Source organism: Curtobacterium sp. 314Chir4.1 (assembly GCF_900215175.1).
Taxonomy (GTDB): Bacteria; Actinomycetota; Actinomycetes; order Actinomycetales; family Microbacteriaceae; genus Curtobacterium; species Curtobacterium pusillum_A.
Map to the genome: position 1 here is coordinate 55494 of NZ_OCMI01000004.1, position 15005 is coordinate 70498.

The window sequence follows — 15005 nt, forward strand, 5'->3', positions numbered from 1 at the left end:
CCAGTGTTCCTTTCAGGAGTGCAGCACGTCACCGGCCGCCGAGGCCGCTGGTGACGATGCCCTTGACGAGGTGCTTCTGGAGCAGGACGAGCAGGATGACGGTGGGCAGCATCGAGATCACCGAGGCGGCCATCACGAGGTTCCACTCGGAGCCCTGCTGCCCGAAGAACTGCTGCAGGCCGAGCGGGATGGTGCCGTGGGCCTCGACGTCGTTCACGACCACGAGCGGCCAGAGGAACGAGTTCCAGTACGAGATGAACGAGAACACGGCGAGGACGGCCATGGTCGGCCGGGCGAGCGGGAGCATCACCGAGAAGAAGGTGCGGATCGCTCCGGCACCGTCGACCCGGGCGGCGTCGTCGAGTTCCTGGGGGACGGTGAGGAAGAACTGCCGGACGAGGAAGGCCCCGAGCGCCGTGAACGCCCACGGGATGATGAGCGCCTGGAACGTGTCGACCCAGCCGAAGCCCTGCATCATCACGTACATCGGGATGACGAGGACGTCCTGCGGGATCATGAGCGTGACGAGGAACAGCAGGAACACGGTGTTCCGTCCGCGCCAGCGCAGCCGGGAGAACGCGTACCCGGAGAGCACGGCGACGGCGACGTTGATCGCGGTCCCGACCGCCGCCACGAACACCCCGTTCAGGATGAACCGCGCGAACGGCAGGTACGTGAACGCCTGCACGTAGTTGTCCCACTCGAGCGAGCGGCCCCAGAGCGTCGGCGGGGTGGTGAACACCTGGTCGGCTGGCTTCAGGCTCGTCGCGACCATGTAGATGAGGGGCGAGACGAACAGCAGCGCGACGAGGCAGAGCAGGGCGTACCCGATCGCGTGCCGCACCCGTCCGGGGCGTGGTGCCGAGCGGGTCCGGGCCACGGCGCGGGGGTTCACCGTCCGGTTCGACGTCGTGGCGCCGAGGCGACCGCGGACTGCTTCACTCATAGTGCACCCACCGCTTCTGGCCGAGGAACTGGATGGCCGTGATCCCGAGGATGATGACGAACAGCACCCAGGCGCCGGCGGACGCCAGGCCGAGCTGCTGGTTCTGGAACCCGGTGTTGTAGATGTACTGCACGAGGGTCTCGGTCGCCGTGCCCGGTCCGCCCTTCGTCAGGACGAACGGTTGGACGAACACCTGGAACGAGGTGATCAGCGTCATCATCGTCGCGAAGAACACGGACGGCGAGATGAGCGGGAACTTGATGGCCCAGAACGTCTGCCAGGCGTTCGCGCCGTCGAGCTGCGCGGCCTCGAGCTGGTTCTCCGGCACGGCGTCGAGCGCCGCCGAGAAGATGAGCATGTTGTAGCCGAAGCCCTGCCACACGCTCATCGCGACGATGGCGAGCATCGCCCAGTGCTCGTCGGCGAGGAAGTTCGGCGCGTGCACCCCGACCGTCGACTGCAGCGACGCGTCGATCGCACCGCCGGGCTGGTACAGCATCCGCCACACCACGACGTTCGCGACGATCGGCGTGATGGTCGGGATGAAGAACAGGACGCGGAAGACGTGCCGTCCGGCGATCCGCGGCGTCAGCCAGGCGGCGAGCCCGAGCGAGACGACGAGGTTCAGCGGCACGTACAGCACCACGAACAGTGCCGTGTTGAGGGCGACGGTGCGGAACACCGGGTCGCCGAAGAGCCTGGCGTAGTTCTCGATGCCGGCCCAGCTGCGTTCGCCGAGCATCGGCCAGTGCATGAAACTGACGACGAGGGACGCGACGATCGGGAACGCGGTGAAGACGACGAGCCCGATCGAGTGCGGGGCGGCGAACGCGGCGCCCCACCAGGAGCGGCGCCCGAGCGCGCTCGTGTCGTCGCCGCCCTTCCGCCGTGGGGCGGCGGTCCCGACCGCGACCGCGGTCGCGACCGCGGGGACGGCCGCTTCGGCCGGTGGGTCCTGGATGGTGGTCATGCGACGACCTCCTCGTCGTTCGCGCGGTCCTGGGGTGGGGTGGGGACGGACTGGAGGCGCGGGGCGGGGTCGACCCGCGCCTCCAGTCCGATCACTGGTTCAGCTGGTCACTGCGTGCCGAGCTGGCCGGCGATGGAGGACATCGTCTCCTTGCCGGAGGTCTGCCCGTTCACCGCCTGCAGGGCGTACTGCGTGAACAGCTGCGACAGCTGGTCGCTCTGCTTGTTCCCGAGGAGCGGTGACGACTTCGCGAGCGCCGCCTTGAGTGCTGGCTCGGCACCGTCGATGCCCGCGCTGGAGTACCACGCCGCCTGGGCCGCCGTCCGTCCGGGGAAGGCCCGACCCTGCTCGGCGAGCGAGGTCAGGACCTTCTCGCTGGTCATCGTCTGGACGGCCTTGAACGCCTGCTCCGGGTACTTGCACTGCTTCGAGACGCCGAAGCCGGAGCCGGCGGCGAAGGTCGACGGTCCGGACGTCCCGGCGGGGAGCGTCGTGACGCCGAGGTCGAACGTCACCTTGGCCTTCTGGCTGATGAGCGACCACGGACCGTCGGTGTACATCGCGACCTTGCCGGCGGCGAAGTCGTTGCCCGACGTCGAGCCGTCCGACGAGGCCTCGGTCGCGTAGCCCTTCTTCACCAGGCTCGCGAGCCAGTCGAGGCCGTCCGCGAACTTCGTGTCCGTCGCGTCGAGCTTGCCGCTGGACGTGATGACCCGGCCGCCGTTGTAGCCGTAGACCAGCGACTCGAGGTTCAGGTCGCTGACCGTCGAGCCGAACATCGTGACGCCCTTGGCCTTCAGTGCGGCACCGGCTGCCTCGAAGTCGTCGACGGTCCAGCCCGGCTTCGGCTCGGCCACGCCGGCCTTCTGGAAGACGTCCTTGTTGTAGAACATCATGATGGGCCCGGTGTCGTAGGGCAGTCCGTAGAGCTTCCCGTCGACCTTCATGCCGTCGAGGGCGGTGCTGTCGAACGCGGACAGGTCCGTGCCGTCCTGCTTCGCGAGGTCGTCGAGCGGCAACAGCGACGACGTGTAGTTCGCGGCACGCAGGGACTGCATGCTCACGACGCACTGGGCACTCCCGGCGCTCAACTGGGTGCTGAGCTTCGTGAAGTAGTTCTCGAACGGCGCGCCCTGGATCGTCAGGGTGATGCCGTCCTCGCTCTTCACGGTGTCGGCGACCTTCTGCCAGGCGGCCTTGTCCTCCTTCCCGGCGATCCACATGGACCAGGTCAGGGCGTCCTTCGACTGGCTCCCGCCGGCACTGCTGCCGGAGGAACAGCCGGTGAGCACGAGGGCCGCGGCAGCTGCCGCCGCGAGCCCGGCGAACATCCGTCGTCGTTGCATCGGAGTCTCCACTTCGTCGTGGTGATCGGGTGAGGGGGTGGGTGTGTCGGTCAGGCGACGCGGACCGCGTCGGGGATCGTCTCGGTCGAACCGGCCCAGACCGGGCCGTCCGGGTACGAGTACGTGGCGAGGGAGGCGGCGAGCATCTCGGTCCCGGCACCGGGGGCGGTCGGAGGCCAGTACCGCCCGTCGTGCACGTCGACCGGGGTCACGAAGTGCTCGTGCAGGTGGTCGACGTACTCGATGCACCGGGTGTCGACATCACCGGTGAGGGCGACCGCGTCGAACATCGACAGGTGCTGGACCGCCTCGCACAGCCCGACGCCGCCCGCGTGCGGGCAGACCCGGACGCCGTGCTTCGCGGCGAGGAGCAGGATCGCGAGGTTTTCGTTCACGCCGGCGACCCGGGTCGCGTCGATCTGCAGCACGGACATCGAGTGGGCCTGGATCAGCTGCTTCGCGACCACCCGGTTCGCCATGTGCTCCCCCGTCGCGACCGGGATCGGGGCGATGCGGCGGGCGATCTCGGCGTGCGCGAGGACGTCGTCGGGGCTCGTCGGCTCCTCGACCCAGGCGATGTCGAACTGCTGCAGCCGCTCGATCCACGTCACCGCTTCGTCGACGTCCCAGCGCTGGTTGGCGTCGATCGCGATCCGGATGTCCGGGCCGACCGTGGCGCGGGCGATGCCCATCCGGCGCGCGTCCTCGTCGACGTCGCCGCCGACCTTGAGCTTGATCTGGGCGAAGCCCTCGTCGACGGCCTCGCGGCAGAGGCGGGCGAGCTTCTCGTCGTCGTAGCCGAGCCAACCGGGGGTGGTCGTGTACGCGGGGTAGCCGGTCTGCTCCAGCCGCCGGCGTCGTTCGGCGCGGAGGGGTTCTGCCGCCCGGAACAGCTCGAGCGCCTCGGCCGGGGTGATCGCGTCGGAGAGGTACCGGAAGTCCACCAGGTCGACGAGCTCGTCGGGCGTGAGGTCCGCGAGCAGCGCCCACAGCGGTTGCCCGGCGCGTTTCGCCCGGAGGTCCCAGAGGGCGTTCACCACGGCACCGATCGCCATGTGCATGACGCCCTTCTCCGGGCCGAGCCAGCGGAGCTGCGAGTCGTGTACGAGGGTCCGCCACGTGGCGCCCATGTCGGCGAGGACCGCTTCGGCGTCAGCGCCCACGACGTGCTCGCGGAGGGCTGCGATCGCCGCTTCCTGCACCTCGTTGCCGCGGCCGATGGTGAAGACGAACGCCGCGCCGACGTGCCCGTCGAGGGCGTCGGTGGTGATCTCGACGTAGGCGGCGGAGTAGTCGGGTGCCGGGTTCATCGCGTCGGACCCGTCGTGTTCCCGCGAGGTCGGGAACCGGACGTCGCGCACGCGCAGACCGGTGATGCGGCTCATCGTGTCTCCTGCCCGTTCGGTCTCCGTCGACCGAACGAGGTAATCGAAACATCCGATGTCTCTGCTGTCAAGAGCGATCTTCGTCGCGTTTTGGTCACAAGCCGCCCGGAGTGACCCGATGACTGCGGGGGTGGCGTGCGGGGCGCGGGGCGCGGGGTGCGAGGCGTAGCTGGTCGTTTCGGGCGTAGCAGGTCGAAAGTTTCGACCAGGTACGCCCGTTCTCGCCCTCCATCGCACGCGTCATGGGTGAAAACGCACCAACGGCCGGTCAGGCGGCGGCGAGCCGCCCCATCCCGAGGTGCGGGGTGCAGGGCGCGCGGTGTAGCTGGTGGTTCCGGGCGTAGCAGGTCGAAAGTTTCGACCAGGTACGCCCGTTCTCGCCTTCCATCGCACGCGTCATGGGTGAAAACGCACCAACGGCCTGGAGGCACGGTGCGGGTCGAACCCGCACCGCGCCTCCAGGCCGTGCTCACGTCGGTCAGGCGGCGGCGAGCCGCCCCATCTCGGAGGGCGGGGCGCGGGGCGCGCGGTGTAGCTGGTCGTTTCGGGCGTGGCAGGTCGAAAGTTTCGACCAGGGACGCCCGTTCTCGCCCTCCATCGCACGCGTCATGGGTGAAAACGCACCAACGGGATGGAGGCACGGTGCGGGTCGAACCCGCACCGCGCCTCCAGGCCGTGCTCGCGTTGGTCTGGCGGCGGCGAGCCGCCCCGTCTCGGGGCGCGGGGCGCAGGGCGCGAGGCGTAGCTGGTCGTTTCGGGCGTAGCAGGTCGAAAGTTTCGACCAGGTACGCCCGTTCTCGCCTTCCACCGCACGCGTCATGGGTGAAAACGCGCCAACGGCCTGGAGGCACGGTGCGGGTCGAACCCGCACCGCGCCTCCAGGCCGTGCTCGCGTTGGTCAGGCGGCGGCGAGCCGCCCCATCTCGGCGACCACCTCACGGAGGCGGTCGGCCAGCTCGTCGCGCGACGCGACCGTGAACCGGTGCGCGGCCTCGATGACGGCGGCCATCACGAGCGTGACGGCGGTCCGTGCCGAGTCGGCGCCGGTCCGTTCGGCGGCGACCTCGACGACGGCGAGCCGTGCCTCCGCCATCCACTGCAGCATCGTCGGCACCATCTCGGGCCGAGCCTGGACGAGTGCCTTCATCCGACGACGGTCCTCGGGGAGGTTCACCGTCTGCGCGACGAGCTCGCAGAGATCGGACACGAGCGGTCCGGAAGCCGCGAGGAACGCCGTGCGAGCCTCGCCGGGGATCGTCGTCGTCGGCAGGCCGAGCGCCGCGTGGCCCTTCGACGGGAAGTAGTTGAAGAACGTCCGGGGTGAGACGCCGGCGGCGGCGCAGATCTCCTCGACCGTGACGCCGGCGAGCCCGCGGTCCGTGACGAGGTCGATCGCCGCGTGGTGGATCGCGGCGCGGGTCTGCTGCTTCTTGCGCTCCCGCAGGCCGCTGTCGGTCGGGGTGGCGGCACTGCGTGCTTCGGTGGTGGTCACGTACTGCTCCTGGTGCGGATCGGGGCCTCCCACCCGTACGGTGGGAGGCCCCGAGCGGCTAGTCGTCCGACGAGCCCCGCTGGACGGCGATCGAACCGGTGACGGGCGCCGTGGGCGAGCCCATGGTGTCAGCGGCCGTGACCGCCTGGACCTCGAGGTCGTCCGCCGTGCGGTCGTTGTCCGCCTGCTCCTGCAGTGCCGAGCTCTTGCGGAGCGGCGGCGCCTTGAAGAACCAGCTGAGGATGAACGCGAGCAGGATGACCGCGAAGCCGACCCAGTAGACCGTGACCGCCGACGAGTTGAAGCCGGTCATGAACGGCCGCGTCAACGCGGAGTCCGCGCCGTTGAGGTAGGACGTGTCGCTCGTCTCGCTGCTCGAGGATGCCTTGTCGCTGGTGCCCTTGTCGATCTGCTTCGACAGGGTCGGCGCGAGGTCGTCCACCCAGTACGTGCGCTGGGCCGAGTCGGACCAGTCGACGACGAGCTTGCCGTCCTGCACGCTGGCGTGCGCCTTGTCGGCGGCGGCGGTGAGGGCCTGCTGCTGGACCGCCTCCGGAGCACCGGCCGTGGCCTGTGTCACCTGCGCGGTCGCGGCGTCGAGCCCGGACTGCACCTGCTGCTTGATCGGCGTGACGATCGGGTTCCAGATCTGGTCCATGACCCCCTGGTTCGCCTTGGCGCTGGCGACCGTCGGGTTGAGCGCCGCGTCGAGCGCACTGCTCAGGTTCTTCTGGTCGGCCGTGGCGTGCAGGATGTTCGCCGGCATGATCGAGAACAGGACGCTCAGGAGCACCGCGGTGCCGAGCGTTCCACCGATCTGGCGGAAGAACGTCGCCGAGCTGGTCGCCACACCCATGTCGCGCGGCTGCACCGAGTTCTGCGACGCGAGGGTGATGCTCTGCATGAGCTGGCCGAGGCCGAGGCCGATGAGGAACATGCCGATCATGAGGAACCAGAGCGGCTTGTCGATCGTCATGAACGTCAGGACGACGTAGCCGATCGAGACGAGCGCCGTGCCGATCACCGGGAAGATCCGGTACTTGCCGGTGCGGGCGACGATCTGACCGGAGGCGATCGAGGCGATCATCAGACCACCGATCATCGGCAGGGTCGCGAAGCCCGACTCGGTCGGGGTCAGACCCGTGACGATCTGCAGGTACAGCGGGATGGTCAGCATCGCGCCGAACATCGCGAAGCCCACGAGGAAGCCCAGGATCGTGGCCATCGAGAAGACACCCGAGCGGAAGAGCTTCAGCGGGATGATCGCGTCGTCCTTCATGAGCGTCTCGATGACGAGGAAGGCGACGAGGCCGAGGGCGCCGATCACGTAGCAGGCGATCGCGCCGGCCGAGCCCCAGCCCCAGGTGCGGCCCTGTTCGGCCACGAGGAGGAGCGGGACGAGGGTCACGATGACCGAGGTGGCGCCCCACCAGTCGATGCGCGGCTTGGCCTTGGCGTCGCCGAACTTCGGGAGGTGCAGGAACGCGATGACCATGAGGAGTGCAGCCACGCCGATCGGCACGTTGATCAGGAAGACCCAGCGCCAGCCGGTGATGCCGAGGATGCTCGACGCGCCGGCGAACAGACCGCCGATGAGCGGGCCGATCACGGACGAGATGCCGAACACCGCGAGGAAGTACCCCTGGTACTTCGCGCGCTCACGCGGGGCGAGGATGTCGCCCATGATCGCGAGCGGCAGCGACATCAGCGCACCGGCGCCGATGCCCTGGAAGGCACGGAACGCGGCGAGCATGATCATCGAGGTCGACATCGTCGAGAGCAGCGAGCCGAGGATGAAGACCGCGATGCCGAAGATGTAGAGCGGACGGCGCCCGAAGACGTCGGAGAGCTTGCCGTAGATCGGCGTCGTGATGGTGCTCGCGATGAGGTACGCGGTCGTCACCCAGGCCTGCTGGTCGAGGCCGTGCAGGTCGTCACCGATGGTGCGGATCGCCGTCCCGACGATCGTCTGGTCGAGGGACGACAGGAACATGCCGGCCATGAGGCCGTAGATGACGAGGAGGATCTGGCGGTGCGACATGATCGGCTTCCCGGGCTGGCCGGCCGGGGAGCTCTGTCGTCCGCGCTGCACCTCGACGGGTGCGGTGGCAGTAGACATGGGGGTCCTTCAGGGGTGCGTGTGGTGGTCGTGGTCGCGAGGGACGCCGGAGCGTTGTGGCGGGCCGATGACGGCGGGTCAACCTTGCAGACGCTGCAACTTTACACCATGAGCACGTTTGCCGCCAACGCAAACTTTCCCATTGCGCACGTTTGGTGAACGGCTTCTCAGCTACCGTGCTCCGGTATGGGGCGAACGAGTTGGGGCGACGTACCGGGCACACTGCACGCACGGATCGAGGCCATCCTCGGCGGACCGGTCGTCGACGCTGTCTCCCAGGCCGGCGGGTACTCCCCCGGCGGCGCCGATCGTGTGGTCACCGCGGACGGTCGCCGGGCGTTCGTGAAGACGCTCGCGCGGTCCCGGAACGACGACGGCTTCCGCCTGCACGAGCAGGAGGCACGGGTGATGGCGCACCTGCCGGCATCCGTGCAGGCGCCTCGTCTGATCGACGCGTTGCACGAGACGGGGGCCGGTGACGAGTGGATCGCGCTGGTGTTCGAGGACGTCGACGGACAGCACCCCGGTCGGACGCTCGACGGCTCGGACGTGACCGCGGTCCTCGACGCGCTCGACACGCTGCCGCCCGCGACCGGGCCCCTGGCGGCGCTGCCGCGGCTCGCCGACGAGCTCGCCGAGGAGCTCGGCGCGTGGGACCGGATGCTCGCCGGCGGGATGCCCGAGGTCGTCCCGGCGCACGTCGCGTCGGTCGCAGCCGACCTCGCACGCACGGCTCGGCCGGCCGCGGGACTCCTCGACGGCGAGCACCTGGCACACGTGGACTGCCGTGCGGACAACCTGCTCGTCGACGCCGACGGGCGGGTCTGGGTCGTCGACTGGCCGTGGGCGTCGGTCGGCGCCCACTGGTTCGACCCGCTGACGTACCTGCTCGACACGCTCGTCCGCGGTGAGGACACCGACGTCGAGTACCACCTCGCGACGCACCCGATGTTCGCCGGACTGCCGGCCACGACCGTCGACGCCGTGCTCGCCGGACTCGCAGGGACCTTCTTCGAGAAGGCGTCGCGGCCCGCCGTCCCGAACATGCCGACGCTCCGCTCGTTCCAGCGCGCCGAGGGACTGGCAGCAGCGGAGTGGCTGCTCCGGCGATGGGGCGAGGGCCGCGCGGTACCCCGTTGATCCAGGAAGCGCGGCGCCGCGGAGCGTACGGTCCCGCTCATGACTGACGAGCACGAAGGCCAGCGTCCGGAAGACGATGCTGCGCGGCTCGGACTCGTCGTCGTCGGCGAGGCAGCAGCACTGCACTCCGGCGACGAGGCGGCTCTGGACGCGAGCGAACAGAACATCCGCGACACCATCGACGAGATGATCGACGAACCACTCACCCCACGCCAGGAGCAGGTGGTCGAACGGTTGGCGTCAGCCGGGGGCACCCTGACCGCCGGGCTCAGCGGCGCCCTCGCCGCCCAGACGGGCCGGAGCGTCGACGACGTCCTGGAGGGCGCTGCGCGCAGTGTCGTCTGGCAGCAGCGGCTGGCGGACCAGCGCGACGCGGAGTCCGGTGCGCGCGACCACGACGCCGGCCGCGGCCAGCGCGAGGACGCCGGCGGGCAGCAGCGCGAGCACCGGAACGACGACGGGCGCGACGAGGGCTGAACCCCGCCGCGCCCGCACCGGCGACCGGCTACTCGGTCGCGGACTCCTGCGCCTGTTCGCGCGCCACCGCACGGGCGGCGGCCTGACCGGTCGTCGTGCTCTTCACGATGTCGCTCAGGGTGAACCCGGCGGTGGTGCCGAGCAGGGCATCGACCTCGCTGAACTGGCTCACGACGCTCTTCGACAGTGCGCCGGCGCCGTCGGACGAGACGACCGTGAGCTTGTCGATGTTGCCCATCGGCGCCGCGAGCTCGCGAGCGATGCTCGGCAGGGTCTCGATCGCCTTGACCCGCAGGACGGCCTCGGAGTGCTGCGCGAGGGCATCGGCCTGGGCCTTCGTGGCGTCGGCCTCGGCCTGACCCTTGGCGCGGATCGCGTCGGCCGCTGCTTCGCCCTCGGCACGGGAGGCGTCGGCTGCGAGCTTGCGCGCCTCGGCTTCGGCCTTGGCCTCGGCGGCGATCGCCTCGGCCGAGATGCGACGGGCCTCGGCCTGCGCACGAGCCGTCTCGACCTGCGCGGCAGCAGCGGCTTCGGCCTCGACCCGGGTCTTGCGCGCCTGTGCCTCGGCGACGGCGGACACCTCGGACTCGAGCTCGGCACGACGGAGCTCGGCACGCTTCTGCGCGGTGAGCTGCTCCTGCTCCACGACGCCCTGCGCCGCACGGGCCTGGGCGAGCGGGCCGGCCGCAGCCGCTTCGGCCGACGCACGGTCGGCGTCGAGCTGCAGGGCCGCACGCCGGATCGCGAGGGTGTTCTCCGCCTCGGCGATGGCCTGGTCCGCGGTGGCACGGGCCTCGCGCGCTTCGCGGTCGGCCTGGGCCTCGGCGTTCTCGGCCTCGAGCCGGACGCGGGCGCGCTCGGCACGACCGAGGTCGCTGATGTACTCGTTGCGGTCCGAGATGCCCTTGATCTCGAAGGAGTCGACGTCGAGCCCCTGGCTGTGCAGGGCGTCCTTCGCGACGTCGAGCACGGCGACGGTGAGCTGGTCACGGTTCCGGATGATCGTCGACACGTCGGTCGCACCGATCGAGGCGCGGAGCGAACCCGACAGGACCTCTCGCGCGAAGTCGTCGATCTTCTTCTCCTGCCCGAGGAAGCGCTGCGCGGCCGCCCGGATGGAGGCGTCGGCCTCGCCCACCTTGACGAGCGCCACGGCCTCGACGTCGATCGTCACGCCGCGGGAGTCCTGCGCGTTGACGTTGATGTCGATCGCCCGGGAGCTGAGCGACAGCTTCGCGACCTTCTCGAAGAACGGCCGGACGAGCACACCGGCGCCGAGGACGACCTTGATGCCGGACTCGACGGTCTCGGTGCCGTCGGAGTTCTTCACCTTGCGGGATCGCTTGCCCGTGATGATGAGCGCCTCGTCGGCGCCGGCGTTGCGGTAGACGAGCTTGGCGTAGACCAGCGCGATGACCGCGAGGACGATGATCCCCACGATGATCAGTGGGACGGCTCCGAGCGCGAACAGGACTTCCATGACTCCCCCTCCGGACCAGGCCGCAGCCTGGATTCCGCATCTGTTGTTCCGTTGCGTCTCATCCTAGGAGAGCGCGCGGACAGACGGGAGGCGCGGTGCGGGTCGGACCCGCACCGCGCCTCCAGGACGGTGTCGCGTGAGCGCCTACGCGCCGGCACGCCACCAGTCGTCGAAGGGCGTCGCCGGGACCTGTCGCTTGTGCTCGGTCGCGCGGTAGCGCGACTCGATCGCCTCGGCGACCTCGAGCGGCACGTCGTGCCCCTGCAGGTAGGCGTCGATCTCGGCGTAGCTGAGGCCGAGGTTCGCCTCGTCGGTCTGGCCCGGTGTCTCGTCGAGCAGGTCCGCCGTCGGGGCCTTCTCGTAGAGGCGAGCGGGGGCGCCGAGGTGCTCGAGGAGCTGTCGACCCTGGCTCTTCGAGAGGCCGGTGAGGGGCGTGAGGTCCACGCCGCCGTCGCCGTACTTCGTGAAGAAGCCGGTCACGGCCTCGGCCGCGTGGTCGGTGCCGACGACGAGGAGCCCGCGCTGCCCGGCGACGGCGTACTGGGCGACCATGCGCATCCGGGCCTTCACGTTGCCCTTCACGAAGTCGCTCAGGTCGACGCCCGAGGCCGCGGTGTCCTGCACGACCCCGTCGACGCCGTGCTCGATGTTCACGGTGATCCCGGGGTCGGCCGCGATGAACTGCAGCGCGAGCTGGGCGTCGTCCTCGTCGGCCTGCACGCGGTAGGGCATGCGGACGGTGGTGAACTCGGCCGGGTGCCCCTCGGCGCGGAGGGACTCGACGGCGAGCTGCGTCAGGCGGCCGGCGAGCGTGGAGTCCTGGCCGCCGCTGATCGCGAGCAGGTAGCCCTTGGCGCCGGTGGTGAGCAGGTAGTCGCGGAGGAACCCGACGCGACGGGCGACCTCCTGCTCCGGGTCGATGGTCGGCTGGACGTTGAGGTCCGCTGCGATGGCGGCTTGGAGTTCACGCACCACCCCAGTATCCCGCTGCATCCGCCCGGTGCACAGGGTTCAGCGCGCGGGTTCCGCTCCGACCTGGCGGATCGTGTTGTCGTGGTCGGCGCCGATCGCGCACGTGCAGACCACCGCGATGGTCCCCTGCGCCTTCGTGAGCACGAACCGTTCGACGTGCGGCGGTCCGACGTGGCGGTCGAGCGGGTGGGTGTCGTGGTCGTGCACGGTGGGCCTCACTTCGCGGATCGAGGACAGAGTTCGGGAACAGGCGGGGACGAGCACGGGACGGGACGTGCCGGTGCGGTGGTGGTCCCATCCACCACCGCACCGGCGGGTCCGCGACGACCCGAACGCGTCGCGGACCCGGGGAGACGGGCGCCGGTACCCGCCGGCGCCCGTCCGGGTCAGGCGCGACGCAGGCGTCGCGCGACGAGGGTGCCGCCACCGGCTGCGAGGAGCAGACCGGCGAGGAGCATCAGCGGCAGGACCTCGGCGCCCGTGTAGGCGAGGGTGCCCGCGCCCGTGCCCGCGCCGGGGCCGTTGCCGGCACCACCCGCGCCACCGGCGCCGCCTGCACCACCGCTACCGCCCGGGGTCCCGGGCGTCCCGGGCGTCCCGGGGGTTCCCGGGTCCGTCGGGTCGACCGGGGCCGCTGCGACCGCGAAGGTCACCGAGTCCGGGTCGCTGACGAGCGCGCCGATGGTCTCGACCGCGACGGCCTCGTGGTCACCGACCGCGACGTCCGGGAACGTGACCGTCCAGGTCCCGTCCTCGTCCGCGACGGTGGACTGGACGCCGTCGTCGTCACCGTCGAGCGTGACGTCGACGTCGGCGCCCGGTTCCGCGGTGCCCGTGACGGGGACGTCGGTGGTGTCGTCGTCGGTCGGCACCGCGTAGTCCGTGCCGTCCTCCGGCGTGGTGATCGCGATGCCGGCGAAGGGGTCCGCCTGCACGGTCGCGGTCGCCAGGTCGACGGTCGCCAGGTTCGCAGCCGGCAGGAGCTGCACGCGGACGGCCCGGACCGTGGTGGCCCCGGTGGAGTCGGCGGTCGGTTCGGTGAACGCCGGTGCCGTCTGCGAGTTGATCGTGATCGAGACGAGCTGGTTCACGATGTCGAGCAGCGGGTCGAGCGCGGTGACGGTACCGGTGACGGTCGTGAGCAGGCCCTGCACCGTGTCCGCGACGAAGTCCCCGCCGAGCACGTCGCCGACGATGCCGGTGAGCGCCGGCACGATCGTCGAGCCGAGCAGCGGCTGCAGGAGCGGGTCCAGCGTGCCGAGCACCGGTCCGAGGATGCCCGTGCCGGCGACGGTGAGGGTGGCGCCGTCACCGGTGCCGAGCAGGTCGCCGACGGTGGTGTCGACCGTGAGGGTCAGGCCGGCCACGTTCGCGCCGAGCAGGTCGACGCCGGTGTCGACGACGAGCTGCACGTCGGCGGCGTCGAGCGCGTTCGTCAGCGTCGACGTGAGGAGCGCCGGGAGCTGCTCGGTGAGGATGTTCGAGATCGCCCCCGTGATCTGCGCGTTGATCGTGTCGCTGGCGAGCAGCGTCGTGTTCGCCGGCAGGTCGTTCAGCGTGTAGAGCTGCCCGAGGTCGATCGAGACCACACCGGAGGACAGGTCGATGGTGACCGGGCCGTCGGTCAGGGACTGCTGCGTCACGGTGGACAGCGCACCCTGCAGGTCGACGTCTGCCGAGAGCTGCGCCGTGGTGTCGTCGAGCGAGAGCACCCCGAGCCCGAGGCTGTTGACGGCCGTGGTGACGGGGCCGAGCAGCGACGCGGTGAGGTCGGTGGTGAGCCCGTCCTCGCCGAGGGCCGCGTTCACGGTGTCGTCGGTCGTGCCGAGCGAGGTGTCCAGCGTCTGGACGAGCTGCTGCACGGCCGGGCTGACGAGCCGGACCTGTGCGCCGGCGACCTGGTAGTCGGTGGTGACGTCCGCGCCGTCGAAGGTGCGGTCGGCCTCCGCCCGGGCGGACAGTGCGCCGAGTCCGACGGAGAGTTCGCTGACCACCCCGTCGACGTCGAGGTCGCCGAGGAGCGGGGTGAGGTTCACGGTGGCACCGGCGCCGGGCGTGCCCGGACCGACCTGGATCGCACCGTCCGCGCCGACGGCACCCGCGGCGGCGACCGCCGAGGTGGTGTCGGTGGCGGCGACCTGGCCGGCGACGCCGACGTTCACCAGGCCGTTCTGACCGAGCAGCTGGATGCCGCCAGGGACGTTGATCCCGATGCTGTTGAGCACCGAGAGGTCGAGCGGGTCGGACTGACCGTCGGCGGTACCTCCGGGAGCCGTGGCCCCGAACGACCCGGCGAGCGCCGCGACGTCGTCGAGGTCGATGGTGCCGCTGCCGGCGAGGAGCCGTCCTTCGGCCTGCGTCGCGTCGGACGCGGCGGCGTGGGCGGGGAGCGCGGCTCCGCCGATGATCACGGCCGCGACGGTGGCCGTGGCGCCCGCGCGGAGCGCGAAGCGTGTTGCAGTGCGTGGCATGGTGCCTCTTTCTCCGGCGGAACAGTGCTCCGCCGCTGATCCATCCCCCGCCGGTGGTGCGGGGGATCCGACGGGCTCGCTGGTGAGGCGGCCCGGAGTCACGTGTGCGCGTCGTGCTCCGCGCGGGCGCGGCTATCCGGGGTGATCACCTCCGTGGCGACGGCGACGGGACCCGGCCGCGACGGACGGGCGCATCGACCGTGCGCG

The 15005-nt window shown here is 70.6% G+C and carries 12 protein-coding genes; 2 read left to right on the plus strand and 10 right to left on the minus strand.

All coding sequences use genetic code 11. The features are described from left to right. Window positions 1-28 precede the first annotated feature (28 nt). From CRP27_RS13035 to CRP27_RS13060, 6 genes are all read right to left on the minus strand, one after another. On the minus strand, window positions 29-946 hold the full coding sequence (locus tag CRP27_RS13035; protein WP_097181117.1) for a carbohydrate ABC transporter permease: 918 nt from the start codon (window positions 944-946) through the stop codon (window positions 29-31). After that, window positions 939-1916 (minus strand): carbohydrate ABC transporter permease, encoded by a 978-nt coding sequence (locus tag CRP27_RS13040; protein ID WP_097181118.1) that lies wholly within the window; start codon window positions 1914-1916, stop codon window positions 939-941. The genes CRP27_RS13035 and CRP27_RS13040 overlap by 8 nt, the downstream gene beginning before the upstream one ends. A 107-nt stretch (window positions 1917-2023) precedes the next feature. Next, the gene (locus CRP27_RS13045) at window positions 2024-3262 is read right to left on the minus strand and encodes a sugar ABC transporter substrate-binding protein (protein WP_255257587.1); all 1239 of its coding nucleotides are present in this window, start codon (window positions 3260-3262) and stop codon (window positions 2024-2026) included. Between the two features lie 50 nt (window positions 3263-3312). Further along, window positions 3313-4647 carry an enolase C-terminal domain-like protein gene (locus CRP27_RS13050; protein ID WP_097181120.1) on the minus strand — a complete coding sequence of 445 codons (1335 nt, stop codon included), beginning with the start codon at window positions 4645-4647 and terminating at the stop codon, window positions 3313-3315. Window positions 4648-5545: 898 nt separating this feature from the next. After that, window positions 5546-6139 (minus strand): TetR family transcriptional regulator, encoded by a 594-nt coding sequence (locus CRP27_RS13055; protein ID WP_097181539.1) that lies wholly within the window; start codon window positions 6137-6139, stop codon window positions 5546-5548. 58 nt (window positions 6140-6197) lie between these two features. Beyond that, window positions 6198-8180: an MDR family MFS transporter gene (locus CRP27_RS13060; RefSeq protein WP_255257619.1), complete on the minus strand. Its 1983-nt coding sequence runs from the start codon at window positions 8178-8180 to the stop codon at window positions 6198-6200. A gap of 264 nt (window positions 8181-8444) precedes the next feature. Between CRP27_RS13060 and CRP27_RS13065 the strand changes: the two genes are divergently transcribed. Further along, window positions 8445-9398 carry an aminoglycoside phosphotransferase family protein gene (locus CRP27_RS13065; protein ID WP_097181122.1) on the plus strand — a complete coding sequence of 318 codons (954 nt, stop codon included), beginning with the start codon at window positions 8445-8447 and terminating at the stop codon, window positions 9396-9398. A 39-nt stretch (window positions 9399-9437) separates the two neighbouring features. Beyond that, window positions 9438-9875: a hypothetical protein gene (locus CRP27_RS13070; RefSeq protein ID WP_097181123.1), complete on the plus strand. Its 438-nt coding sequence runs from the start codon at window positions 9438-9440 to the stop codon at window positions 9873-9875. A gap of 28 nt (window positions 9876-9903) precedes the next feature. Here the strand turns inward: CRP27_RS13070 and CRP27_RS13075 are convergent, their stop codons facing one another. From CRP27_RS13075 to CRP27_RS13085, 4 genes are all read right to left on the minus strand, one after another. Then, the gene (locus CRP27_RS13075) at window positions 9904-11355 is read right to left on the minus strand and encodes an SPFH domain-containing protein (protein ID WP_097181124.1); all 1452 of its coding nucleotides are present in this window, start codon (window positions 11353-11355) and stop codon (window positions 9904-9906) included. Between the two features lie 144 nt (window positions 11356-11499). Further along, a complete protein-coding gene (nadE, locus tag CRP27_RS13080; RefSeq protein WP_097181540.1) occupies window positions 11500-12327 on the minus strand; it encodes an ammonia-dependent NAD(+) synthetase in 828 nt (275 codons plus the stop codon). A gap of 39 nt (window positions 12328-12366) precedes the next feature. After that, a complete protein-coding gene (locus tag CRP27_RS18000; RefSeq protein ID WP_141399767.1) occupies window positions 12367-12546 on the minus strand; it encodes a hypothetical protein in 180 nt (59 codons plus the stop codon). 167 nt (window positions 12547-12713) lie between these two features. Next, a complete protein-coding gene (locus tag CRP27_RS13085) occupies window positions 12714-14798 on the minus strand; it encodes a choice-of-anchor G family protein (protein WP_097181125.1) in 2085 nt (694 codons plus the stop codon). Window positions 14799-15005 lie beyond the last annotated feature (207 nt).